Raw genomic sequence first — 23,575 nt, 5'->3', positions numbered from 1 at the left:
GTTCAGTCTAGTTGCATTCGGTTGCATGCGTTTGGGGGGGAGGTTACTGAAGCATGCTCATGGCCGCTTCCATGGCGGCGGAAAGGTCTTCGTCTTCGTTCAGGTTCTGGTTTGGATCAAGGCCCAGCTTGGCGAACGCCGGGATCTGGCTCCAGTCCAGTTTGGTGTAGGGGTGTTCGCTGCCAATGTAACTCTGCAAGGTAGCGACCTGAACGATATCGACATAGTCGACTTTGGCACTGTCACGGGTGAAGTCCAAGTATTGGCCGGGTACCATGGCTATCAGTTCAGGAAAGTCCCAGGTGCGCAGGATCTTGTCGCCGATGATTGGGTGGATCTGCTCAATCACGTGGTTGAGGCTGATCGAGTCAGCCAGCAGCTCGCTGTGATCTTCGGCGTACGTGAGGATCGGCAGCACACCGATCTGATGCACCAGACCGGCGAGGGTGGCCTGGTCGGGCAGTAGGCGCGTGTAGTGTTTGCACAGCACGTGGCAGATACCGGCGATTTCCGTGCTTTTGTTCCACACTTCGCGCATTTTGCGGTCAACCACGTCGCTGGTGGCCTGGAACATCTGCTCCATGGCCAGGCCCGTGGCCAGGTTGCAGGTGTAATTGATGCCGAGGCGGCCAACGGCCATTTGTAGGTCGGTGATTTCCTTGTTGGTGCGCAGCAACGGGCTGTTCACCACCTTGATGATGCGCGCGGTCAGGGCGGCATCGTTGCCAATCACTTTGCTCAGTTGCGGGATGCTGATATCCGGATCCTCGGCTGCCTCGCGGACTTTCAGTGCGACCTCCGGCAGAGTCGGCAGGACCAGCTCATCATTGTCGATGGCCTGGGTCAGTTCCTTTTGGACTTTCTCGGCAAGCTTGCTCATGGGCAATTCTCTTTGGCGTTCAAGCAATAGTGATAAGTGTAGTCAGGGCTTAGCGCTGTATTTCGCGGTCTGAATCCAGTGTATACGGCAAATCGAGCACGCTCAGCATGCGGCCCTCAGCAGAATCCAGGTGAATAACGCCATTCAGTGCGGCTTCGTCCTGTAACACGGCAAGCAGCTCGACGCCGTCTGGGGTGCGTGCGGCCAGTACCACTTCACCCACGCTGGAGGTGTGCGTCGGCGAGAACAGCAGTGTAGCGGGCTCGGGCACCTGGCTGTCATGCAGCGCCAGGCGATACAAACGGCGCTTGAGTTTGCCCAGGTACTGCATGCGCGCGACGATTTCCTGGCCGGTGTAGCAGCCTTTTTTGAAGCTGACGCCGCCCACGGCCTGCAGGTTGATCATCTGTGGGATAAACAGCTCGCGGGTGCTGCCCACGACCTGGCCGATGCCCGCACGTACTTGCGCCAGCAGCCAATCATTCAGTGGCGCTTCCGGCAGTTGGCTGGCCACTTGTGCCTGCACGGCCGAGGCCTGGCCAGCGGGTATCCACAGTTCAGCGCGGCCGTCGCTCAAGCGCAGGGCCAGTAAATCATCGCGACGAGCGACGCTGTCGGCGGTCGCTGCGAGCTCTAAACCGAGGCTGCGCAAGATGTCATCGGCACCGTTAAGGCCGATGCGCAGCCAGTCCTGGCTTTCGTCGGTGAGCTTGGATTTGCTGAAAACGGCGTATTTCTTCAGGTCAGTCAGTTGCGCATCCAGCAAATCACTGGCCATTGCCAGCAAATAACCGTCACTCACGCTGAGGATGCGAAAGCTCGATTGCATACGGCCCTTGGGGGTGCAGCGCGCGCCCAGGCTGGAATAGCTGTCGCTCAGGTAGTTGAGGTTGCAGGTGACTTGGCCCTGGAGGAACTTGTTGGCGTCGGGGCCGCGCACGGCGAGGACGCCTTCGTGGCTGAGGATGCAATAAAACGCGGTATCGGCCATGGTGGATTAGGTATCGCTGGATAAAAGTTAGGGGGCTCATCATAGAGCGCCCCTCGCGCCTTGTCAGCGCTTGCGCTTGACTCGTTTCAGGGAATAACAGCCGGTTGGCCGCGTACGGTCAATAGATGTGCATTTACTCGTATACTGAGTGCCGTAATTTGTTGCATGTCATGTATGGCGGCCACCCTTCGGGGTCGTCGCTGTGCGACGCTAAAAATGGTGTTTAGCCATTTTCAAGGAGCTGATCCGTGGTTGAAGAAGTAGAGCTCAATCGTCTTTTCTGGCACAGCCGTCGCGGCATGCTGGAGCTGGATGTGTTGCTGGTGCCGTTTGTTCGCGAGGTCTATCCGCACCTTGATGAGGCTGATCGCGAGCGTTATCGCAAGCTGCTCGAGTGTGAAGACCAGGATATGTTTGGCTGGTTTATGCAGCGCAGTGAGCCTGAAGATGCGGATCTCAAGCTCATGGTTCGGATGATTTTGGACCGTGTTCAGCCCAAGTGATGCCTTCGAGTGTCAGTGGCAGCCTTCTCGGCAGCTACTGGCCTGCTATGCCCTGATTCAGGGGTTGGCGCTGCTCAGTCTGGCGCTGGTGAATATGCCAAGTTGGGGGCGCTTGCTCGGCGTTAGCTTTTGTTTTGCCCATGCTGTCTGGGTAGTGCCACGGCATTTACTGTTGAGTGTGCCGCAGGCCTTTCGAGGACTGCGTTACACGGCTGAGGGTTGGCAGGTGCACTGCGTTGCGCGGGGGTGGCAGGCTATTGAGCTGCATCCGGATAGCCTGGCGTTACCGTTGATTGTGTTATTGCGCTTTCGTCTGGTCGGACAGCGCCAGGTGCGCTCGGTCTGCATCGCCCGCGACAGTCTGGCGCGGGATCAGCACCGCCGCTTAAGGGTGCGGCTTAAATTCAGTCGCCATAGGTGGGCGGTAGCAGAATAGTGTCCTTGGCTTCAGTCAGTTGATGCGGGTAGTCCAGGGTGTAGTGCAGACCACGGCTTTCATGGCGCAACATGGCTGAGCGGATCATCAGTTCGGCAACTTGCGCCAAGTTACGCAGTTCGATGAGGTCACGGCTGACTTTGTAGTTGCTGTAGAACTCGTGGATTTCATCAAGCAGCAGCCGTACGCGGTGTTCGGCCCGTTGCAGGCGCTTGTTGGTGCGCACGATGCCGACGTAGTCCCACATAAAACGCCGCAGCTCATCCCAGTTGTGCGCAATGATCACGTCTTCGTCCGAGTCAGTTACCTGGCTAGCATCCCAACCGGGAAGGGCGCTTGGCATGCTGACGTGCTCCAGTTGGGCGAGAATGTTCTCGGCCGCTGAGCGGGCGTAGACGAAGCATTCCAGCAGCGAATTGCTGGCCATGCGGTTGGCCCCATGCAGGCCGGTGAAGCTGGTTTCGCCAATCGCGTACAAGCCGGGGATATCGGTGCAGCCGCTCTGGTCTACGAGTACGCCGCCGCAGGTGTAGTGCGCCGCCGGTACAACGGGGATCGGCTCTTTGGTGATGTCGATGCCGAAGTCCAGGCAGCGCTCATACACGGTAGGGAAGTGCGATTTCACAAAGTCAGCCGGCTTGTGGCTGATGTCGAGGAATACGCAGTCGATCCCCAGGCGCTTCATTTCGTGGTCGATTGCGCGGGCGACGATATCCCGCGGCGCCAGTTCGGCCCGCTCATCGAAGCGCGGCATAAAACGTTCGCCGTTAGGTAGTTTGAGCAGTGCGCCTTCACCACGCAGCGCTTCGGTGACCAGAAAGCTCTTGGCTTTTGGGTGATACAGGCAGGTCGGATGGAACTGATTGAATTCCAGGTTGCCGACCCGACAGCCGGCGCGCCAGGCCATGGCGATGCCATCGCCACAGGCGCCATCCGGGTTGCTGGTGTAGAGATAAACCTTGGCCGCACCGCCCGTGGCGAGAATCACAAAGCGTGCGCTGAAGGTGTCGACCTCGCCGCTGGCGCGGTTTAGCACGTAAGCGCCCAGGCAGCGCTGGCCTTCCAGGCCGAGTTTGCGCTCGGTGATCAGGTCAACGGCGACACGCTGCTCCAGCAGTTCGATGTTGCTGCGCTGGCGGGTCTGCTCCAGCAATGTATTGAAGATCGCCGCGCCGGTGGCGTCGGCAGCATGGATTATGCGTCGGTGGCTGTGGCCGCCTTCGCGGGTCAAGTGGAATTCGAAACCGCCGTCTTCGCGGGCGTGTTCATCGTCGCGAGTAAAGGGCACGCCTTGGTCGATCAGCCATTGAATGGCTTCGCGGCTGTGCTCTACGGTAAAGCGCACGGCGTCTTCGCGGCACAGGCCGCCTCCGGCATTGAGGGTGTCTTCGACATGCGATTCGACGGTATCGGTATCATCCAGTACCGCGGCTACGCCGCCTTGCGCCCAGTAGGTCGAGCCGTTGGACAGGTTGCCCTTGCTCAGTACGGCAATGCGCAGGTGCTCAGGCAGCGTGAGTGCCAGCGTCAGGCCTGCAGCACCGCTACCGATGACCAGAACGTCGTGTTGGTAATGTTGGCTCATGTCCGAATTCCGCGAAAAGCGAGCTCTAGTATATAGAGGGGGTGAGCGTCACAATAGCCAGCTTATGACCAAGTGCGTTACTCGGGAACTTTTTAAGTATTTCGGGTTCCATAGGCGGTTATTTACATGGGAAACCGCTTGTATCGGACGGCTTTTTAATGGGGCTGAGGTTTTGGCCTTGCCGTCGGGTGATCCAGACTACGAGCGCAGCAGTGGAACCCCTTTGCTGCGCTGTTCCGTGCAGGGCTTTTAAGTGTTCTGCAGGAAGCTTGTTTGAAGGAGAGAACTTTTGCGCAATACCCAAGTCTACTTTGGCAGACCGAGTAAAGGGTTGGCGTTTCACTCCTTCAGACCCTATGAGGAGTATTCATGCTAACCCAGGAAGATGATCAGCAGCTGGTCGAGCGCGTGCAGCGTGGCGACAAGCGGGCGTTTGATCTATTAGTGCTCAAGTATCAGCACAAGATTCTCGGGTTGATCGTGCGTTTTGTGCATGACACCCATGAGGCGCAGGACGTGGCGCAGGAAGCCTTCGTAAAGGCATACCGGGCCCTTGGTAATTTTCGGGGCGACAGTGCGTTCTATACGTGGTTGTACCGTATTGCCATCAACACGGCTAAGAACCATCTGGTGTCGCGTGGTCGACGCCCGCCAGACAGTGATGTAAGTGCTGAGGATGCCGAGTTCTACGATGGTGACCATGCACTCAAGGACATCGAATCGCCGGAGCGCGCACTGTTGCGCGATGAGATCGAAGCCACCGTACACCGCAGTATTGAGCAGTTGCCGGAAGATTTACGTACAGCGCTAACCTTGCGTGAATTTGATGGTCTGAGTTACGAGGACATTGCCAGCGTCATGCAGTGTCCTGTCGGCACCGTGCGCTCGCGAATTTTTCGAGCACGTGAAGCCATTGATCGATCCCTGCAGCCGTTGCTGCAGGAAACCTGAGACAGCGGCGTCAGCCAAGAGAGGAACCGCCATGAGTCGTGAAACCCTGCAGGAATCGCTGTCCGCGGTGATGGATAACCAAGCGGATGAACTTGAACTAAGGCGCGTTCTGGCAGCCAGTGATAACCCTGAGCTGCGCGCAACCTGGTCGCGTTACCAGCTTGCTCGCGCGGTCATGCACAAAGAGCTGCTTGAGCCGCGTCTGGATATTGCCGCTGCTGTATCCGCGGCCCTGGCTGATGATGTTGCTCCGGTTGCGCAACAAGTACAGCGCGGCTCTTGGCGCACTGTAGGTCGCCTGGCCGTTGCAGCTTCGGTTACCGTAGCAGTGCTGGCGGGTGTGCGTTTTTACAACCAGGACGACATCACCGGTGCTCAGTTGGCGCAGCAATCCAGTCAGCCGGTGTTGAGCATTCCTCAGGTCAGTGGGCCGGCCATGCTGGCTGGGTTTAATGCCTCTGATGAACAAGCTGCACCTGCGGCGAGCGCCGTCGGTCAAGGTCAGCCGGGTTGGCATGAGCAGCGTTTGCCGTCCTACCTACGTCAGCATGCGCAGCAGGCTGCCATGAGTACCAGTGAAGGTGCGCTGCCCTATGCTCGCGCAGCCAGTTTGGAAGGCCGTTAACGGTCTGTTGTTAAGGAATCGCATGCGCTTTATTCCTTTTGGCGTTTTGTTGCTGGGCAGCTGGCTGGCTTTGCCGGCTGCTGCCGATGAAGGCTCTGTAATGCTGCAGCGCTTGGCCGACGCTGAGCGTACTCTGAGTTTTCAGGGCACCTTTGTCTATGAACGCAATGGCAGCTTTTCGACGCACAGCATCTGGCATCAGGCTGGTGAGGGCGTTGCTCTGCGTGAGCGACTGCTGCAGCTGGATGGTTCCGCGCAAGAGGTAGTGCGTGTCGAGGGCCAGGTTCAATGCGCCAGTGGTGCGTTGGCTGACCAGCTGATCGACAGTCAACTATGGCCCGCTCGGGCGTTAAATGCCGAGCAGCTGAGTACGTGGTATGAGTTGCGTGTGCTCGGTGAGTCCCGTGTGGCTGGACGAGCGACTGATGTGCTGGCCCTAGTACCGCGTGATCAGCATCGCTATGGCATTGAGCTGCACCTGGATCAGCAAACGGGTTTGCCGCTCAAATCCTTGCTGGTGAATGACAAGGGGCAGTTGCTCGAGCGCCTCCAGTTTACTCAACTAGAAACGGACGCCCCCGTACCCGCGAATCTTGAACCCAGTGCTGGGTGTCGCCCTGTGCGTTTGGCTCCTTCTCAGGCTCAGTCGGCTGAAGCGTGGCGCTCTGACTGGCTGCCGCCGGGCTTCAGCTTGAGTTCTGTCACTCAGCGTCGCAGTCCTGCATCCGATGAGCTCGTTGCCTGTCAGGTGTATGGCGATGGTTTAGCGCGTTTTTCCGTGTTTATGGAACCCTTGCGCGGTGAAGCTGTTGAGGATGTACGTACTCAGCTGGGCCCTACAGTGGCTGTTTCGCGTCGATTGAAGACCAATGATGGTGACGTAATGGTTACCGTGGTTGGCGAAATTCCGCTGGGCACCGCTGAGCGAGTGGCCTTGTCCATGCGTTCGGTCGGCGAGGTGGCGCAGTGATTGAGGAGCAGGGGCGGGTCGTGGCTGTTGAGCCCGGCGCTGTCTGGGTTGAAACAGTACGCAAAAGCACCTGCTCCAGTTGTTCCGTTAAAGCAGGTTGTGGCCAGGGCTTGCTTGAGCAGCTTGGGGCAAGCGGTCGTCGTGGTTATGTGCGTGCGGTGTCTGATCTGCAGCTGAATATTGGCGATGCGGTGGTTATCGGCGTGCGCGAAGACCTGTTGGTGCGTGGTTCACTGCTGGTTTATCTGTTGCCTTTGCTCGGGTTGTTTGCCACGGCTGTGCTAGCTGAGCAGGCGGGCTGGAGCGAGCCTTGGGTAATACTCAGTGCGCTGTTCGGTTTTCTCTTTGCTTGTTGTGCGGTGCGTTGGCGCAGCCGTGTTACGGCTGGTGATCCTGCGTTGCAACCTGTGGTGTTGCGTGCATTGCTTGGTGGTGCCGCCGCTGCGTTCTAAGACTTTTGCTGGCCTGATGGGGAGTTATATGTCGAAGCCTGGTCTGAAATCTTCTTTTACCGCGTTATTGGCCGTGCTGTTGATGGGGCAAGCACTTTTTGCTCAGGCGAGCCTGCCGGATTTCACCGAGCTGGTCGAGCAGGCATCACCGGCGGTAGTCAATATCAGCACCCGGCAGAAGATGCCGGATCGCGCGGTGGCTGGCAGTGGCCAGCTCAATGTGCCTGATCTGGAAGGCCTGCCGCCGATGTTTCGCGAGTTCTTCGAGCGTAATATTCCACAGATGCCACGTGCGCCTGGCGGTGGCCGCCAGCGTGAGGCCCAGTCGCTGGGCTCGGGCTTTATCATTTCCGCTGATGGCTACGTGCTGACCAATAACCATGTGATCGCCGATGCCGATGAAATCATCGTGCGCCTGTCTGATCGCAGTGAACTGGAAGCAAAATTGGTTGGTACCGACCCGCGCAGCGATGTTGCACTGCTCAAGGTTGAGGGTGAAGGTCTGCCCACCGTCAAGCTGGGTAAGTCGGAGGAGCTAAAGGTCGGTGAGTGGGTGTTGGCAATTGGTTCACCCTTTGGTTTCGATCACTCGGTGACGGCTGGGATCGTCAGTGCTAAGGGTCGTAGCCTGCCAAACGAGAGCTATGTGCCGTTTATCCAGACTGACGTGGCGATCAATCCGGGCAACTCCGGCGGCCCGTTATTCAACCTGGCTGGTGAGGTGGTGGGTATCAACTCACAGATTTTCACCCGTTCCGGTGGCTTTATGGGGCTGTCATTTGCCATTCCCATGAGTGTGGCGATGGATGTGGCAGAACAGCTCAAGGCTGAGGGTAAGGTCAGTCGCGGCTGGCTGGGTGTGGTGATTCAGGAAGTTAACAAGGATCTGGCTGAGTCGTTTGGCTTGGATAAACCGGCTGGTGCGCTGGTGGCGCAGGTGCTGGAGGAAGGGCCTGCTGCCAAAGGCGGCTTACAGGTCGGCGATGTGATCCTCAGTCTCGACGGTAAGCCGATCATTATGTCCGCTGACCTGCCGCATCTGGTCGGTGCGCTCAAACCGGGTACCAGTGCCGAGCTGGATGTGGTGCGCGATGGTGCGCGCAAGAAGCTGAAGTTGAGTATCGGTGCGCTGCCTGAAGACGGTGAGGCCTTGGCGGGTAAAGTTGAGCCTGGTGTTGAGCGCAGCAGTAATCGTTTGGGTGTCAAAGTAGTTGAGCTGACTGCTGAGCAGCAGAAGAGCCTGGACCTCAAAGGTGGCGTGGCGATTTCTGAGGTCCAGGATGGGCCCGCGGCGCTGATTGGCTTGCGTCCGGGGGACGTAATTACTCACTTGAACAATCAGGCTATTAATTCGGCCAAGACGTTTACCGAGGTGGCGCAGGCACTGCCGAAGAACCGTTCGGTGTCGATGCGTGTGCTGCGTCAGGGACGCGCCAGCTTTATCACCTTCAAACTGGCCGATTAACCAGGTATGCAGGTTACAAAGGGCGACTTCGGTCGCCCTTTTACATCGTACAGTCGTGTGGCCTTGATGACGTGCAAGGTGGCATTCGGGTAGACTTGGCGGCTATTTTCGGCGGGCAGTCGCCTGCGACCTTTTTGAGTGTTGATCCGTGAGTGATTTGAGTCATATCCGCAATTTCTCCATCATCGCCCATATTGACCACGGCAAGTCGACCTTGGCCGACCGGTTTATCCAGATGTGTGGCGGCTTGGCCGACCGTGAAATGGAAGCCCAGGTGCTGGACTCCATGGATCTGGAGCGTGAGCGCGGGATCACCATCAAGGCACACAGCGTTACCCTGTATTACAAGGCTAAAGATGGCATCACCTACCAGCTGAACTTCATCGATACCCCTGGGCATGTCGACTTCACCTATGAAGTCAGCCGCTCTCTGGCTGCTTGCGAAGGCGCGCTGCTGGTGGTCGATGCCGGTCAGGGCGTGGAAGCGCAGTCAGTCGCCAACTGTTACACCGCGATCGAGCAGGGCCTTGAGGTCATGCCGGTACTGAATAAGATCGACTTGCCTCAGGCTGACCCGGACCGGGTCAAGGAAGAAATCGAGAAGATCATCGGCATTGATGCCACTGACGCCGTGACCTGCAGTGCCAAAACAGGTTTGGGTGTTGATGAAGTACTCGAGCGTCTGGTGCACACGATCCCTGCACCGACCGGCGACATTGAGGCGCCATTGCAAGCGCTGATCATCGACTCCTGGTTCGATAACTACCTCGGTGTTGTTTCCCTGGTACGCGTTCGCCATGGTCGAATCAAGAAAGGTGACAAAGTGCTGGTGAAGTCCACCGGCAAGATCCACTTGGTCGATAGCGTTGGCGTGTTTAACCCTAAGCACACCGCCACTGCAGACCTGAAAGCCGGTGAAGTGGGCTTTATTATCGCCAGTATCAAGGATATTCACGGCGCGCCGGTGGGGGATACCCTAACCCTGGCTGCCACGCCGAATGTCGAAGTACTGCCTGGTTTCAAACGTATTCAGCCACAGGTCTATGCCGGGTTGTTCCCGGTCAGTTCCGACGATTTCGAAGATTTCCGGGATGCGTTGCAGAAGCTGACCCTGAACGATTCGTCACTGCAATATTCGCCTGAAAGCTCGGATGCACTGGGCTTCGGCTTCCGTTGTGGCTTCCTTGGCATGCTGCACATGGAAATCATCCAGGAGCGTCTTGAACGCGAATACGACTTGGATCTGATCACCACTGCACCGAGTGTGATTTTCGAAGTAGTGCTCAAAACGGGCGAGACGATCTACGTCGATAACCCGTCTAAATTGCCGGATATCTCCTCGGTCGAGGACTTCCGTGAGCCGATCGTACAAGCCACCATTCTTGTGCCGCAGGAGCACCTGGGTAATGTGATTACCCTGTGTATCGAAAAACGCGGTGTTCAGCGCGATATGCAATTCCTTGGTTCTCAGGTTCAGGTTCGCTATGACCTGCCGATGAACGAAGTGGTGCTCGACTTCTTTGACCGTCTCAAATCCACCAGTCGCGGTTATGCCTCGCTCGACTACCATTTCGATCGCTACCAGTCGGCCAACTTGGTCAAGCTGGATGTGTTGATCAACGGTGACAAGGTGGATGCGCTGGCCCTGATCGTGCACAAGGACAACGCACACTATAAGGGGCGTGCGTTGACCGAGAAGATGAAAGAGCTGATCCCCCGGCAGATGTTCGATGTTGCCATTCAGGCTGCAATTGGTGGGCAAATCGTTGCGCGGACCACGGTCAAGGCGCTGCGTAAAAACGTATTGGCCAAGTGCTACGGTGGTGACGTCAGCCGTAAACGCAAGCTGCTCGAAAAGCAGAAGGCCGGTAAGAAACGCATGAAGCAAGTGGGTAACGTGGAAATTCCACAGGAAGCCTTCCTTGCAGTGCTCAGGTTGGATAGTTAAGGGCTTATGTCGATCAATTTCCCGCTGTTACTGGTTATCGCCGTTGCCGTTTGTGGCGCGTTGGCGTTGTTTGACCTGATCTTTCTGGCCCCGCGCCGGCGAGCCGCTATCAGCACCTACCACGGTCAGGTCAGTGAACCTGATGAGGCGGTAGTGGAGCGCTTGAGCAAAGAGCCTTTGCTGGTGGAGTACGGTAAGTCGTTCTTTCCGGTGCTGGCCATCGTGCTGGTGCTGCGTTCGTTTCTGGTTGAACCGTTCCAGATTCCTTCTGGCTCGATGAAGCCGACTCTGGAAGTAGGCGATTTCATCCTGGTCAACAAGTTCGCTTATGGCATTCGCCTGCCGGTTCTGGACACCAAGGTGATTGAAGTAGGCGATCCGCAGCGCGGCGATGTGATGGTGTTCCGCTATCCGAGTGATCCGAATATCAATTACATCAAGCGTGTAGTGGGCTTGGCCGGTGACCGTATTGCCTACAGCAGCGATAAACGTCTGACCATCAACGGTGAACTTGTTGCGCAGCAGCTGATTGGTGACGAGCCGGGTAGCCTGGGCAGCGCTAAGTTGTACAACGAAAAACTGGGCGAGGCTGAGCACCAGATCCGTAAGGAAATGCAGCGCTATCGGGTTGAGCCTGGCCGCGAGTGGGTGGTGCCGCAAGGGCATTACTTCATGATGGGGGACAACCGCGATAATTCCAATGACAGCCGTTACTGGAATGATCCGGCCATATCCAAGCCGCTACTGGGCATGGTGCCGGACCAGAATATCGTCGGTAAAGCCTTCGCAATCTGGATGAGCTGGCCAGACCCAAAGTCGCGCAATCTGCCTAATTTTTCTCGCGTCGGCCTGATTCACTGACCCGCTGGCTAATTTGCGACGCTGTTAAATGCAGCGTTGCAGGCTATATATAGTCTTGCCTCCAGCCGTTAAGGCTTTCATAAAATCGAATTTGGGGACAAATATGAAATCTGTACATTCGCAAAAGGGAATGTCGGTTCTTAGTTGGTTGATGGTGCTCACTGTAGTCGCCTTTTTGGCCAACGCAGCATTCAAGATATTGCCTCACTATCTTGATTATATGTCGATAAGTAAAATTATCATGTCGGTTGAAACTGAAAGGTCTTTACAGATACGAACGATTGGTGATTTCTATAGTCATGTTGATAAGGGTGTGCAGGTCAATAATATTCGTAGCTTGAATATTAGAGATGCCATTAAAGTCAAAGTTGAAAATAACGATTTCAAAGTTCATCTGAAATATGAACAGCGCGAGCCGCTGATCGAGAATATCGATCTGGTGGTGCGATTCGATAAAGAATTCCGCGTGCGTATGCCGTGAGTGCGTCGTTAGCCCGTCTCGAGCGGCAGCTCGGTTATACCTTCAAGGATCAGGAGCTGATGATCCTGGCTCTTACCCATCGCAGTTTCGCCGGGCGTAATAACGAGCGTCTGGAGTTTCTCGGTGATGCGATCCTCAACTTTGTCGCGGGGGAAGCGCTGTTTCAGCGTTTCCCGTTAGCGCGCGAAGGGCAGCTGTCGCGCTTGCGCGCGCGCCTGGTTAAAGGCGAAACCCTCGCCATTCTGGCGCGTGGTTTCGACTTGGGTGAGTACCTGCGCTTAGGCTCCGGCGAATTGAAGAGCGGCGGTTTTCGTCGCGAGTCGATTCTCGCCGATGCACTGGAAGCACTGATTGGCGCCATCTACTTGGATACAGGTATGGAGGCGGCTCGTGAGCGTGTGCTGGCCTGGCTGACCACCGAGTTGGATAGCCTGACTTTGGTCGACACCAATAAGGATCCAAAAACCCGCTTGCAGGAATTTTTGCAATCGCGCGGCTGTGAGTTGCCGCGTTATGAGGTGGTGGATATTCAGGGCGAGCCGCACTGCCGGACATTCGTGGTCGAATGTCAGATAACCTTACTGAATGATAAAACCCTGGGGCAGGGCGCCAGTCGGCGGATCGCTGAGCAGGTAGCGGCTGCTGCCGCGCTGATCGCCTTGGGTGTGGAGAATGGCAATGACTGATACACCTGTTACACGCTGTGGCTATGTCGCCATCGTCGGCCGGCCCAACGTGGGCAAGTCGACGTTGCTCAACCACATCCTTGGGCAGAAGCTGGCAATCACCTCGCGCAAGCCGCAGACCACGCGGCACAACATGCTCGGCATCAAAACCGAGGGTGAGGTGCAGGCGATTTATGTCGACACCCCCGGCCTGCACAAGAACAACGAAAAAGCGCTCAACCGCTACATGAACAAGAATGCTTCGTCGGCGCTGAAGGATGTTGACGTGGTGATCTTCGTGGTCGATCGCACCCGCTGGACCGATGAGGACCAGATGGTATTGGAGCGTATTCAGTACGTCGAAGGCCCGGTGATTCTGGCGATCAACAAGACCGATCGTATCGAGGACAAGGCTGAGCTGATGCCGCATCTGGAGTGGCTGGCCACCCAGCTGCCGAAGGCCGAGATCGTGCCGGTTTCGGCGCAGCATGGGCATAACCTCGACACCCTGGAAAAACTGGTAGGCGAGCATTTGCCGGAAGGCGTGCACTTCTTCCCGGAAGACCAGGTCACCGACCGCTCCAGCCGTTTCTTCGCTGCTGAGTTGGTGCGCGAGAAGATCATGCGTCAGCTGGGCGCTGAACTGCCGTATCAGATCACTGTGGAAATCGAGGAATTCAAGCGTGACGGGCGCATCCTGCATATCCATGCGTTGATTCTGGTCGAGCGTGATGGTCAGAAAAAAATCATCATTGGCGACAAAGGCGAGCGGATTAAGCGCATTGGCCAGGAAGCGCGCAAGGATATGGAGGTGATGTTCGACTCCAAAATCATGCTTAACCTGTGGGTCAAGGTTAAAAGTGGCTGGTCGGACGACGAGCGCGCACTGCGCTCTCTGGGTTACGACAACATCTAGTGTTGCGCGGGCGAACCTATTCGCCCGTTTCTGCGTTCCGTCACGTTGAGTCACCACCGGCCATGCTTGCAGACAGTCAGCCTGCCTATGTACTGCACAGCCGCGCTTACCGCGAAAGCAGCGCGCTGGTCGACTTTCTCACCCCCAAAGGTCGCTTGCGTGCAGTACTGCGTGGCGCTCGGGGTAAAGCCGGTAGTTTGGCTCGGCCGTTTATTCCGCTGGACGCCGAGTTTCGCGGGCGAGGTGAGCTGAAGAACGTCGGGCGTCTTGAACCTGCGGGCATTCCCAATTTGTTGACGGGTGAGGCGCTGTTCAGTGGCCTGTACCTCAATGAATTGCTGATTCGCCTGTTACCCGCCGAAGACCCTCATCCCGCTGTGTTCGATCATTACGCCATGACGGTGTTGGCATTGGCAGAAGGTCGCCCGCTGGAACCGCTGTTGCGTTCGTTTGAATGGCGCCTGCTGGACGAGCTGGGCTATGGTTTCGCCTTGAATCTGGACAGCGAAGGTCAGCCCATTGTCGCCAGCGGCCTGTATCGTCTGCACACTGAAGCTGGTTTGGTGCCGATTGGCCAATTGCAGCCCGGTGCCTTTCACGGCGTTGAACTGCTCGCCATGGCCGAGGCTGATTGGACTGCGCCAGGCGCTCTTGCTGCGGCCAAACGCTTGATGCGTCAGGCCTTAGCCCCCCATTTAGGTGGCCGACCGCTGGTCAGCCGCGAACTGTTTATGACGCTCAAGGAGCCAAGCCGTGACTGATGCCAATCGTATTCTGCTGGGTGTGAACATCGACCATGTGGCCACCTTGCGCCAGGCTCGAGGCACCCGTTATCCCGATCCAGTCAAGGCCGCGCTGGACGCCGAAGAGGCGGGGGCCGACGGTATCACCGTGCACCTGCGCGAAGACCGTCGGCATATTCAAGAACGTGATGTGCGCCTGCTCAAAGAGGTCATGCAGACGCGCATGAACTTCGAGATGGGTGTGACTGAGGAAATGCTCGCCTTTGCCGAAAGCATCCGTCCCGAACACGTCTGCCTGGTACCGGAAACCCGTCAGGAACTGACCACCGAAGGTGGCCTGGATGTGGATGGGCAGGAAGCGCGGATTCGCGCAGCGGTCGAACGCCTAAGCAAGATTGGCTGCGAGGTCTCGCTGTTTATCGACCCGGACCCACTGCAGATTGAGGCGTCCAAGCGGGTCGGCGCGCCGGCCATCGAGCTGCACACCGGTCGTTATGCCGATGCCCATACCCCGGAAGAAGCCGCACGCGAACTGGCGCGGATTCGTGACGGTGTGGCCTGTGGCCTGCAGCATGGCCTGATCGTTAATGCGGGCCACGGCTTGCACTATCACAACGTTGAGCCGGTGGCGGCCATTGCTGGGATCAATGAGCTGAACATCGGCCACGCCCTGGTAGGCCACGCATTGTTTGTTGGCTTTAAGCAGGCGGTAGTGGAGATGAAACAGTTGATCGTCGCGGCGGCTAATCGCGGTTGAGTGGAGGGCGGACATGCCGCAGGCTTGTCCGCCATCTGCACTGGACAAGCTGGCGCCTGTCGACCCTGCGTGAGCTTTGATAAGTCCGGTTTACGGCTTGCGGGCGATCAGTACCGCGCGGCTTGGCGCCGGCAGGCCTTCCACGGTGCGGCTATGGTCGGCCGGGTCAAGGAATTCGGGCAGTGACTGAAAGCGCATCCACTCGGTCGAGCGTTGTTCGTCGACTGAAGTGGTGCTGACATCTACGCAGCGCACATCGACGAAGCCGGCGCGGCGCAGCCACAGCTCCAGGGCGGGCACCGAAGGCAGGAACCAGACGTTGCGCATCTGCGCGTAGCGGTCTTCGGGCACGAGCACCTGCTGTGCATCGCCTTCTACCACCAAGGTTTCCAAGACCAGTTCGCCGTCTTTAACTAGGCAGTCCTTGAGGTCGATCAAATGGTCGATGGGCGAGCGGCGGTGATACAGCACGCCCATGGAAAATACCGTGTCGAAGCCTTGTAGTTTGCTCGGCAGTTCCTCGAATGCCAGCGGCAGATGCCAGGCGGGCAGGTCAGGTAGGTAGTTTTTCATCGCCAGGAACTGGCAGAGGAACAGCCAGTTGGGGTCGATGCCAATTACGCTGTCCGCACCAGCACCAAGCATGCGCCACATGTAGTAGCCGTTGCCGCAGCCGACATCCAGCACCCGCTTGCCCTTCAGATCGAGGTAGGGCGCGACGCGCTGCCATTTCCAGTCCGAGCGCCATTCCGTGTCGACATGCACGTCAAACAGATGAAACGGTCCCTTGCGCCAGGGAATCAGGCCCTGAAGAGCCGTGGTTAATGCTGCGCGTGTCGAGTCGTCACAGGTTCCGTTGAAACGGAAGCTGTGTAGCAGTTCCAGTTGTTCGACATTCAGTGCCGGCAAGCTCTGCACCGCGCCGTACCAGCGCGGCAGGTCGCCATGGCCGACGGCCAGTTTGGCATCGATCTGCCCGGGCAGGTCGGCTGACCAGTCTTGCAGTGGAGTGCCGGCAAGGGTTGCTTGCAGGGCGTCGAGGTCGAGGCGGCTGATCATGGCAGGGCAATCATTGAGGCGAAATTAAGACACTGGAACCACGGTACTACCTGGCTATATCCAGCGGCGAGCAGGCGTTCGCGGTGCTGCTCCAGGCTGTCGGGGAGCATGACTTTCTCGATGGCGCTGCGTTTCTGGGCGATTTCCAGCTCGCTGTAGCCGTTGGCCCGCTTGAAGGCGATATGCAGATCGCCCAGCAGTGCGTGCTGCCCGGCGTCTTCGAATTGCAGTTTTTCCGAGAGGATCATTGCGCCGCCGGGCAGCAGGGCCTGGCGAATTCGCGTGAGCAATTCGAGGCGTTGTTCAGGCTGGATAAATTGCAAGGTGAAGTTCAGTGCCACCAGCGAAGTGGGCTGAAAGTCGAGGCGGAGAATGTCGGCCTCAATCACTTCGACGGGCAGCAACTCTTGAAACATCGAATCCTGCGCATGCAGGTATTCGCGGCAGCGCTCGACCATAGCACTGGAGTTGTCCACGGCGATCACCCGACAATCGTCGATCTGCACATGTCGGCGCAGCGCTTGGGTCACAGCGCCCAGAGAGCTGCCGAGGTCATACAGTACGCTGTGCGGTTGGGCGAACTGGCCAGCGAGCACACCAATGTTCTCGACAATGGTCGGGTAACCCGGCACCGAGCGTTTGATCATGTCGGGGAAAACCCGCACCACATCCTCGTTGAACACGAAGTCCGGCACCTGGGCCAGGGGTTGGGCGAAAAGACGGTCGGGCTGTTTGCTCACGATGGCTGCGCACTGGTCAATAAAGCCGGGCATTTTAGCCAAGTGCGCCGCATAGCCAAACCTTGATTGCCGTTATTGGTCGCAAATCTGCATGGAGACGGCTCAGCGGGTCTGTTTGAAGGCCGACGCCGCAATCGCCCATTGTCCCAGCCAGTAGCTGAGCATGATCGCCACAGGCGCCGCTTCGAAGGGGGCGACAAAGCGGTTGATGCCGATCAGGCTGTCGGACAATACGAACAGCGCGGCACCTACGGCGGCCAGGCGCCTGGAATGGATATTCAGGTCGGGTTGGCCAAGGCGGGCAAGAGCGCGCCAGAGCATGGCGCTGATCGCCAGGGCGTAACAGGCTACGGGGATCAGCAGCGGGCCCAGGTTGGCGCTGGCGAGGATGGTGAACATCGTTCCGCCAGTGGCCAGCGCAAGAATCAAAGCGAGCCAGGCGGGTTGTTTGCAGTCGCTCAGGTAGGCGCGCAGGTAGGCCAGATGGGCCAGCAGGAAGGCGCCTAGTCCGAAAACGAACAGGTCGCCCGGCCAGTCGAGCAGGATATCGCCCGCCAGTGAGCAGAGCAGGCCGAGGCTGATCCAACGTCGATACAGGCCGCTGGGTGCCGTTCTCAACCACAGCAGCAGGGCAATCACTGGAATGCCTTTGCTGAGCAGGCCCAGTTCATTCATGCCGCTGAGCCGTGTAAAGAGGAATATCGCAGCACCCAGCAAACCCAGCAGCAGATAACGCATGACCCTTGTCCTTGATACTCGAAAGGTCAGCACTATGGCGCGTCGGGAATTAACTGGCCACGCCATGGGTGCCACTTAGGTCAGCATTTCGCGCCAGTAGCAGCAGGCTGTTGAAAAACTACCTACGTTGCCATCGCCGCGTTAAAAACAGGCTCGTGCGCGAGTCCGATCAAAATGCTCATTTACAGCTCGTAAACTCCGCTTTTCGCCGTTTTGACCAGCCGAAGGCTGTTACTAACGTAGCGCCTTGCGCTGGCTGCCTCGCCTACGTTTTTCAACGCCCTGCTAGCGAGCCTTGATCGTGCAGTTGAAGCGCTGGGCGGGCACTACGCCGACTTCCCAGGGGCGTTCATAGGTTAGGGCCAATAGGCCTTCGCCTGCTTTGATGACCTCGAAACGCCAGGTGGAAACCCCGGCGCTGCCGACCAGGCCAGCGTCTTCCGGGTTGCTGTAGACCTCCGGGCCGAGGCTTTTCAGCACCTGGGGTGCGGAGTCACGCAGCAGCCAACGGAAACCGGTGGTGGGATTGCTCGGCAGGCGTAGATTGAATTGCTGGCCAACGTGCAACGACAGCGGGCATTTGCTCTGCTGGTTTTGCTCCAGAGTCACGCTGCTGGGCGTTTGTGCGCAGGCGGCGAGCAGTGCAAGGCTGAGTGCCACTGTCAGGCGGGGGGCAAGCATGGTGAACTCCTGGCGAATGTCGAGGCTGCCAGCATAGCCGCTAGGTCCGCCCTGCGGGAGTCTGTGCTTCGAACGTCGTCTGCAGTGGTGCGCGCAACTGCTGGATGAATTGGTCGATCAGCGGTGTGAGCAGGGCAAAGCACTCGTGGCGTGCCAGGCGTACTTTTCGCCTTTCGATCAGCTCATGTTCCAGGCGTTGCAGCACCTGCTGTTTCAGGCTTGGCGGACATTGACTGTTTAGGGCGATCAGCACCCATTTGTCGTACAGGCTGCAGTTTTACCGGGCAAAGGGTTAAAGTTGCACCTCTGTTTTTCAGGGTTGCACTTTTCATGTTCAACGCGCGGTTGATGCGTCTTGATGACCAGGCCCACGAACACACTCACGACCATCATCAACTGGTGCTGTCGCTGGCTGGACGTGCCGAATTTGAAGTCAACGGCCGGGGCGGCGAGGTTTGCCGCATGCGCGCCTGCCTGGTGCCGGGGGATGCCGATCACCAGTTCGCTGGCATGGGTGACAACCGCATGCTGATCATCGATCTGGACGAGCAGGGCACCTCCAGCGAAGACCTGCAGCTGCTGACCCGTCTGTTTGAAACGCCACGCTACCCGCAACTGGATGCCGATTTCCAGAACCTGCTGAGCTATGCCGGCGCCGAGCTGGAACGCTATGGCTCCGATCCATTGCTGCCCCGTGCCCTGGGGGGCGTGCTGCTGCGTGCCTTGCACCTGCGCCTGTTTGGCGAGCCCCAGACGCGGCCCATGGGGGCGCTGAATGTGGAGCGGCTCGACAGTTACATCACCCAGCATTTGGCGCGGCGTATCAGTGTGGCTGAGTTGGCACAGGTGGCCTGTCTAAGCCCCAGTCATTTCCATGCGCAGTTCAAGGACAGTATCGGTTTGACGCCGCATCAGTACCTGCTGAAAACACGCTTGGATCGGGCTGTACGGCTGTTGCGTGAGAGCGGCCTGCCGCTGATCCGTATCGCGGAAGAGTGCGGTTTCTCCAGCCAGAGCGCGCTGACCACCGCTATGCGCCGCTATTTGGGCCTGACGCCGAAACGCCTGCGTAGCGCCGAATAACTGAGCTCTCGACGGTTATTGGGTAGCACGCTGCATACATTTGCGTGATGGTTACAGTCGACGAAGCGTGAACTTCCGCACATGGGCGGCTAAGCTGTGGCCCACGCAGGTTTTTCCTGTGCCCGGGCAAGGATGCTGCCGGTAGTCAAGTGTGCCCATAAAGTGCGAGTAGTCTTGATGAACAAGCCCCTATACCTGTCCACACTTTCACTGCTCGGCATGCTGCTGTTCAGTACAACGCTGTCCGCTGCCAGTCTGCAAGCCGAGCTGGTGGACAGTGAAGGGCAGCCGCTGGCCAATGCTGTGCTTACCTTGCGCAGCGAGGTTGTACCCGTGGTTGCACCTGCCGCGGCGGTGATGGATCAAATCTCGCAGCAATTCGCGCCCAATGTACTGGCTGTGCGCAGCGGTACTGCCGTGTCGTTCCCTAACAGCGACAACATTCGTCATCACGTCTATTCGTTCTCGTTGGCTAAGCGCTTTGAGCTACGCCTCTACCAGGGCACGCCGAGCGAGCCGGTGGTTTTCGATAAGCCCGGTGTGGTGGTACTTGGCTGCAATATCCACGACTGGATGGTGGGTTATGTCTATGTCACTGACGATCCGTGGTTCGCGGTGAGTGATGCACAGGGCAAGCTGAACCTGGAGCAGTTGCCAGCAGGGACCTACACCGCCAGCCTGTGGCACCCACAAGCGCCGGATATGTTGCCGCAGGATGCCGGCCAGGTGCAGCTGACAGAGGCCGGTAGCCTGCAGCGCTTTACCCTGTCCATGCAGGCTCCTGGCGGTCAAACCGCTCCGAGTGCGCCGGTCAGCGCTTTTGGTGATGCATTCAAGAAGGCACGCGATGCTGCGCAATAGCTTTCAGGCGCGAATTGCCGGGGTACTGGTACTGCTGCTGTTGGTGGTTGTGGGGGCGCTGTATGTGGCGGTGCAAACTGCCACCAATGCAGCCGTACGCAGCCAGGCACGTGAGCAGTTAGACGTCGGCAGCCTGGTCTTTCAGCAATTACTCGAGGTCCGTGGCCGTCAGTTGCACGACGCAGTGCAGGTGTTGGCGGCGGATTTTGGTTTCAAGGATGCCGTGGCCAGTGGCGACACCGAGACAATTCGTTCGGCGTTGATCAACCATGGCGCACGGATCAACGCCAGTGCAGTCATGATGCTGGGTCTGGATGGCAATCTTGAGGTCAGCAGTGATCGGCAGATCAGCGGTGAGACTGCCAAGCGCCTCAGCGCGCAGGTGATGCAGCGTCAGCGCGAAGGTGTGCAGATCTTTCTGATGCCGATAGCTGACAAGATCTACTTGCTGGTGCAGGCCACAGTCACCGCGCCGCTGCCAATTGCCCGGGTCATGATGGGCTTTCAGGTCGATGATGCATTTGCCGCCGAATTGCGTGAATTGACCCACCTGGATTTGACCTTGCGGGCGACCCAGGACGGTGTCGCGGATATCTGGATCAGCACTTTGCAACCCGCGCAAAGCAAGCAGCTGCAAGGCAGCATGGCTGAGTTGGCCAATGATGCAATCAGCCTGATCGGTGAAGAATCGTACTTGAATCAGACCCTGGTGCTGGCCAGTGGTGATGGTTTTGAAGTGCGTGCGCTGTTGCACAAATCCTTGAGTCAGGCGCAAGAGGCGTTTGCTCCACTTGATCAGAAAATTCTACTCATCGCTCTGGCTGCGCTATCCGCTTCGCTTGTGGGGGCCTTATTGCTGGCGCGCTCAGTGTCACAGCCGGTTCGGCAGTTGGCGGCAGTGGCTGAGCGGGTACGCCAGGGTGATTACCAGGCCAGCCTGGACCTGCAGCGCGGCGACGAGCTAGGGCGTTTGGCCACTGCGTTCAAAGCCATGCAGCAAGGCATTGCCGAGCGTGAGCGGCAGCTGGCGCACAATGCGCTGCATGATGCGTTGACGGGCCTGCCCAACCGCACGCTTGCGCTGGAACGCCTGGGCAGTGCCATCACGGCAGGACGACCGACGTCGTTGCTCTACTTGGGCGTGGCGAATTTTCGGGCCGTCAATGAAAGCCTTGGCGCTGAGGGAGGCGACCTGGCGTTGCAGCAACTGAGCCGACGCCTGCAGGCCGTGTTGCGTCCTGGTGATAGCGTGGCGCGGATTATCGGCGATGAATTCCTGCTGCTGCTGGAAAACACCAACAGCGACAGTGCTGTGGGTATTGCCGACAAGGTTCAGCAACTGTTGCTCAAACCGTTGCGCGTCGCCACCCACGATTTCGCCTTGGATTGCCGCATTGGCATTGCCAGTTATCCGGTGGACGGCAACGCCCCTGAAGAGCTGCTGCGCCGGGCGAGCATTGCCATGCAGGATGCGGCTGGCATGCCCAGCCATCTGCAGGTGTATCAGCAGGGTCGTGATGATGCCCAGCAGCGGCAGATTCGCCTGATTCGCGATTTGCGGCATGCCCCTGATAAAGCGGAGTTGTTGCTCCACTATCAGCCCAAATTAGACATCGCGGCCGGCCAAGTGCGTCAGGCAGAAGCCCTACTGCGTTGGCAGCACCCGACGCTGGGCATGGTCTCTCCGGGTGAATTTATCCCGCTGGCCGAACGCACCGGCAGTATCCAGTTGTTGACTGCTTGGGTCATCGAAGAAGTCCTGCGCCAGTTACGTGAGTGGGCGGGGCGTGGACTGCGCGTGCAGGTGTCGTTGAACATCTCCACCGACGACCTGATTGACCCTCAGTTGCCGGCGCGGGTCAGTAAATTGTTGGCCGAGTATCAGGTCCCGGCCGAGCAGCTTATTTTTGAAATCACTGAAAGCGGTGTGATGCTCAATCCCGAGGTCGCGTTGCAAGTGCTGCATGGTTTACGGGCATGTGGCATCAGCCTGTCGGTGGACGACTTTGGCACGGGCTATTCTTCCCTGGCGCAGCTAAAGCGCATGCCGGTGCAGGAGTTGAAAATTGATCAATCATTTATCCGCGACCTGGACGATGCCAGTGAGGACTCAGTCATCGTGCGTTCGACCATCGAGATGAGCCACAGCCTGGGCCTAAAGGTCGTAGCTGAAGGGGTCGAGTTCGAGCGCAGCCTGCAATTGCTCGGGCGTTGGCAGTGCGACACCGCCCAGGGCTACCTGATCAGTCGTCCACTGGCGGCGCAAGCCTTTGAAACCTGGATGGCGCAATACGTACACGCCCCCTCGACGTTGGTGCATTGAATATGACTTACCTGCCACGCTGCATTGTCCTGCTGCTCGGCCTGCTGGCCAATCTGGCCTGTGCCGATGGCCGTTTGCTGGCCACCGGCGGTGCCAGCAGTATTGAAGGCGCCGCCGGTGGCGGGATTACGCCCTGGGCCGTGTTGTCTGGGTATGGTGAGCGCGGGGAGTGGGGCGCGGATGTATTCGCCACGCGGGTTGAGACGGGCGATTACCGTCTGGACGTGGCCGGTGTCGGTGTCGCTTTCGACAACCGTATTGAATTGTCTTACGCCCGTCAGCGTTTTGATTTGGGTAACCTGGCGCGCGGCCTCAACTTGCCTGAGAACAGCCTGAGTCAGGACATCTTTGGCCTCAAAGTGCGCCTATTCGGTGATTTGATCTACGACCAGTTGCCGCAAGTTTCTCTGGGCATTCAGCACAAGCGCCAGAAGGATTTTCTGATTCCCAGTCTGGTTGGCGCCCAGCGCAGCGAGGACACCGAGGGTTACCTCACGGCCAGCCGGCTGATCCTTGGCGGTGCCTTTGGCTACAACCTGCTGCTCAACGGCGGTATTCGTTACAGCCGAGCCAATGAGCTGGGGCTGTTGGGCTTTGGCGGTGACCGCCGTGATCGTCATTCAGTACTCAAGGAAGGTTCGGTCGCTGTGCTGTTCAATCCGCGTTGGGCGCTTGGGGTCGAATACCGCGAAAAGCCGGATAACCTGAGCTTTGCGGGTGAAAGCGATTGGGCCGACTTGTTTCTGGGCTACTTCCCCAACAAGAATCTCGCCGTGGTGCTGGCGTATGCGCGCCTGGGCGAGATTGCCACACTGGATCATCAGGACGGGGTTTATCTGTCCGTACAGGGGAGTTTCTAGG

26 protein-coding genes are annotated in these 23,575 nt (G+C 58.1%); 18 read left to right on the top strand and 8 right to left on the bottom strand.

All coding sequences use genetic code 11. The features are described from left to right. Nucleotides 1-43 precede the first annotated feature (43 nt). Both CUR33_RS10490 and ygfZ read right to left on the bottom strand, forming a co-directional pair. Nucleotides 44-880, bottom strand: a complete 837-nt coding sequence (locus CUR33_RS10490; protein WP_289239572.1) for an HDOD domain-containing protein — start codon at nt 878-880, stop codon at nt 44-46. 49 nt (nt 881-929) lie between these two features. After that, nucleotides 930-1,871 carry a CAF17-like 4Fe-4S cluster assembly/insertion protein YgfZ gene (ygfZ, locus tag CUR33_RS10485; RefSeq protein ID WP_289239571.1) on the bottom strand — a complete coding sequence of 314 codons (942 nt, stop codon included), beginning with the start codon at nt 1,869-1,871 and terminating at the stop codon, nt 930-932. 248 nt (nt 1,872-2,119) lie between these two features. On the opposite strand from ygfZ, the gene CUR33_RS10480 reads away from it, so the two are divergent. Then, nucleotides 2,120-2,374 (top strand): FAD assembly factor SdhE, encoded by a 255-nt coding sequence (locus tag CUR33_RS10480; RefSeq protein ID WP_090251995.1) that lies wholly within the window; start codon nt 2,120-2,122, stop codon nt 2,372-2,374. Beyond that, complete coding sequence (locus CUR33_RS10475) at nt 2,358-2,810, top strand: protein YgfX (RefSeq protein WP_289239570.1); 453 nt, start codon at nt 2,358-2,360, stop codon at nt 2,808-2,810. Before CUR33_RS10480 ends, CUR33_RS10475 begins: the two co-directional genes overlap by 17 nt. On the opposite strand, the gene nadB is transcribed toward CUR33_RS10475, so the two are convergent. Further along, nucleotides 2,779-4,395: an L-aspartate oxidase gene (gene nadB, locus CUR33_RS10470; protein WP_090252000.1), complete on the bottom strand. Its 1,617-nt coding sequence runs from the start codon at nt 4,393-4,395 to the stop codon at nt 2,779-2,781. The two genes, CUR33_RS10475 and nadB, sit on opposite strands and share 32 nt — an antisense overlap. A gap of 369 nt (nt 4,396-4,764) precedes the next feature. On the opposite strand from nadB, the gene rpoE reads away from it, so the two are divergent. From rpoE to pdxJ, 12 genes are all read left to right on the top strand, one after another. Next, a complete protein-coding gene (gene rpoE / locus CUR33_RS10465; RefSeq protein ID WP_090252003.1) occupies nt 4,765-5,346 on the top strand; it encodes an RNA polymerase sigma factor RpoE in 582 nt (193 codons plus the stop codon). Between the two features lie 31 nt (nt 5,347-5,377). Continuing rightward, complete coding sequence (locus CUR33_RS10460; protein WP_289239569.1) at nt 5,378-5,971, top strand: sigma-E factor negative regulatory protein; 594 nt, start codon at nt 5,378-5,380, stop codon at nt 5,969-5,971. Nucleotides 5,972-5,993: 22 nt separating this feature from the next. Then, complete coding sequence (locus CUR33_RS10455; RefSeq protein WP_289239568.1) at nt 5,994-6,941, top strand: MucB/RseB C-terminal domain-containing protein; 948 nt, start codon at nt 5,994-5,996, stop codon at nt 6,939-6,941. Next, nucleotides 6,938-7,393: a SoxR reducing system RseC family protein gene (locus CUR33_RS10450; RefSeq protein WP_289239567.1), complete on the top strand. Its 456-nt coding sequence runs from the start codon at nt 6,938-6,940 to the stop codon at nt 7,391-7,393. The genes CUR33_RS10455 and CUR33_RS10450 overlap by 4 nt, the downstream gene beginning before the upstream one ends. Before the next feature lie 82 nt (nt 7,394-7,475). Further along, nucleotides 7,476-8,858: a DegQ family serine endoprotease gene (locus tag CUR33_RS10445; protein ID WP_448703159.1), complete on the top strand. Its 1,383-nt coding sequence runs from the start codon at nt 7,476-7,478 to the stop codon at nt 8,856-8,858. 148 nt (nt 8,859-9,006) lie between these two features. Beyond that, the gene (lepA, locus tag CUR33_RS10440; protein WP_090252015.1) at nt 9,007-10,806 is read left to right on the top strand and encodes a translation elongation factor 4; all 1,800 of its coding nucleotides are present in this window, start codon (nt 9,007-9,009) and stop codon (nt 10,804-10,806) included. A 6-nt stretch (nt 10,807-10,812) separates the two neighbouring features. Beyond that, nucleotides 10,813-11,667, top strand: a complete 855-nt coding sequence (gene lepB / locus CUR33_RS10435; protein ID WP_289239565.1) for a signal peptidase I — start codon at nt 10,813-10,815, stop codon at nt 11,665-11,667. A gap of 103 nt (nt 11,668-11,770) precedes the next feature. After that, complete coding sequence (locus CUR33_RS10430) at nt 11,771-12,148, top strand: DUF4845 domain-containing protein (RefSeq protein ID WP_289239564.1); 378 nt, start codon at nt 11,771-11,773, stop codon at nt 12,146-12,148. Further along, nucleotides 12,145-12,834 (top strand): ribonuclease III, encoded by a 690-nt coding sequence (gene rnc / locus CUR33_RS10425; protein WP_160087970.1) that lies wholly within the window; start codon nt 12,145-12,147, stop codon nt 12,832-12,834. Before CUR33_RS10430 ends, rnc begins: the two co-directional genes overlap by 4 nt. Beyond that, nucleotides 12,827-13,729: a GTPase Era gene (gene era, locus CUR33_RS10420; RefSeq protein ID WP_090252025.1), complete on the top strand. Its 903-nt coding sequence runs from the start codon at nt 12,827-12,829 to the stop codon at nt 13,727-13,729. Before rnc ends, era begins: the two co-directional genes overlap by 8 nt. 62 nt (nt 13,730-13,791) lie before the next feature. Continuing rightward, nucleotides 13,792-14,490: a DNA repair protein RecO gene (gene recO / locus CUR33_RS10415; RefSeq protein ID WP_160087966.1), complete on the top strand. Its 699-nt coding sequence runs from the start codon at nt 13,792-13,794 to the stop codon at nt 14,488-14,490. Continuing rightward, nucleotides 14,483-15,229 carry a pyridoxine 5'-phosphate synthase gene (pdxJ, locus tag CUR33_RS10410; protein ID WP_289239563.1) on the top strand — a complete coding sequence of 249 codons (747 nt, stop codon included), beginning with the start codon at nt 14,483-14,485 and terminating at the stop codon, nt 15,227-15,229. Before recO ends, pdxJ begins: the two co-directional genes overlap by 8 nt. A gap of 90 nt (nt 15,230-15,319) precedes the next feature. On the opposite strand, the gene cmoB is transcribed toward pdxJ, so the two are convergent. The 5 genes from cmoB to CUR33_RS10385 form a co-directional block, all read right to left on the bottom strand. Then, nucleotides 15,320-16,288 carry a tRNA 5-methoxyuridine(34)/uridine 5-oxyacetic acid(34) synthase CmoB gene (gene cmoB, locus CUR33_RS10405; RefSeq protein ID WP_289239562.1) on the bottom strand — a complete coding sequence of 323 codons (969 nt, stop codon included), beginning with the start codon at nt 16,286-16,288 and terminating at the stop codon, nt 15,320-15,322. After that, complete coding sequence (gene cmoA, locus CUR33_RS10400) at nt 16,285-17,061, bottom strand: carboxy-S-adenosyl-L-methionine synthase CmoA (RefSeq protein ID WP_289239767.1); 777 nt, start codon at nt 17,059-17,061, stop codon at nt 16,285-16,287. Before cmoA ends, cmoB begins: the two co-directional genes overlap by 4 nt. Before the next feature lie 69 nt (nt 17,062-17,130). Beyond that, the gene (locus CUR33_RS10395) at nt 17,131-17,766 is read right to left on the bottom strand and encodes a lysoplasmalogenase (RefSeq protein WP_289239561.1); all 636 of its coding nucleotides are present in this window, start codon (nt 17,764-17,766) and stop codon (nt 17,131-17,133) included. A gap of 285 nt (nt 17,767-18,051) precedes the next feature. Continuing rightward, the gene (locus CUR33_RS10390; protein WP_170048037.1) at nt 18,052-18,447 is read right to left on the bottom strand and encodes a protease inhibitor I42 family protein; all 396 of its coding nucleotides are present in this window, start codon (nt 18,445-18,447) and stop codon (nt 18,052-18,054) included. 40 nt (nt 18,448-18,487) lie between these two features. After that, nucleotides 18,488-18,700: a hypothetical protein gene (locus CUR33_RS10385; protein WP_289239560.1), complete on the bottom strand. Its 213-nt coding sequence runs from the start codon at nt 18,698-18,700 to the stop codon at nt 18,488-18,490. A 77-nt stretch (nt 18,701-18,777) separates the two neighbouring features. Here CUR33_RS10385 and CUR33_RS10380 point away from each other — a divergent pair, with 77 nt between their 5' ends. The 4 genes from CUR33_RS10380 to CUR33_RS10365 all read left to right on the top strand — a co-directional run bounded on the left by CUR33_RS10380 (nt 18,778) and on the right by CUR33_RS10365 (nt 23,574). Next, the gene (locus tag CUR33_RS10380; RefSeq protein WP_289239559.1) at nt 18,778-19,530 is read left to right on the top strand and encodes an AraC family transcriptional regulator; all 753 of its coding nucleotides are present in this window, start codon (nt 18,778-18,780) and stop codon (nt 19,528-19,530) included. 177 nt (nt 19,531-19,707) lie between these two features. Beyond that, complete coding sequence (locus CUR33_RS10375) at nt 19,708-20,391, top strand: methylamine utilization protein (RefSeq protein ID WP_448703157.1); 684 nt, start codon at nt 19,708-19,710, stop codon at nt 20,389-20,391. Then, entirely contained in the window at nt 20,378-22,714 is a 2,337-nt protein-coding gene (locus CUR33_RS10370) for a bifunctional diguanylate cyclase/phosphodiesterase (protein WP_289239558.1), read from the top strand. Before CUR33_RS10375 ends, CUR33_RS10370 begins: the two co-directional genes overlap by 14 nt. Nucleotides 22,715-22,716: 2 nt before the next feature. Then, complete coding sequence (locus tag CUR33_RS10365) at nt 22,717-23,574, top strand: DUF3034 family protein (protein WP_289239557.1); 858 nt, start codon at nt 22,717-22,719, stop codon at nt 23,572-23,574. Nucleotide 23,575: the final 1 nt, after the last annotated feature.

This window comes from Pseudomonas sp. FEMGT703P (assembly GCF_002786345.1).
Taxonomy (GTDB): domain Bacteria; phylum Pseudomonadota; class Gammaproteobacteria; order Pseudomonadales; family Pseudomonadaceae; genus Aquipseudomonas; species Aquipseudomonas peli.
The sequence above is the reverse complement of the archived record's forward strand: the minus strand, read 5'-3'. Positions and strand labels throughout refer to the sequence as shown.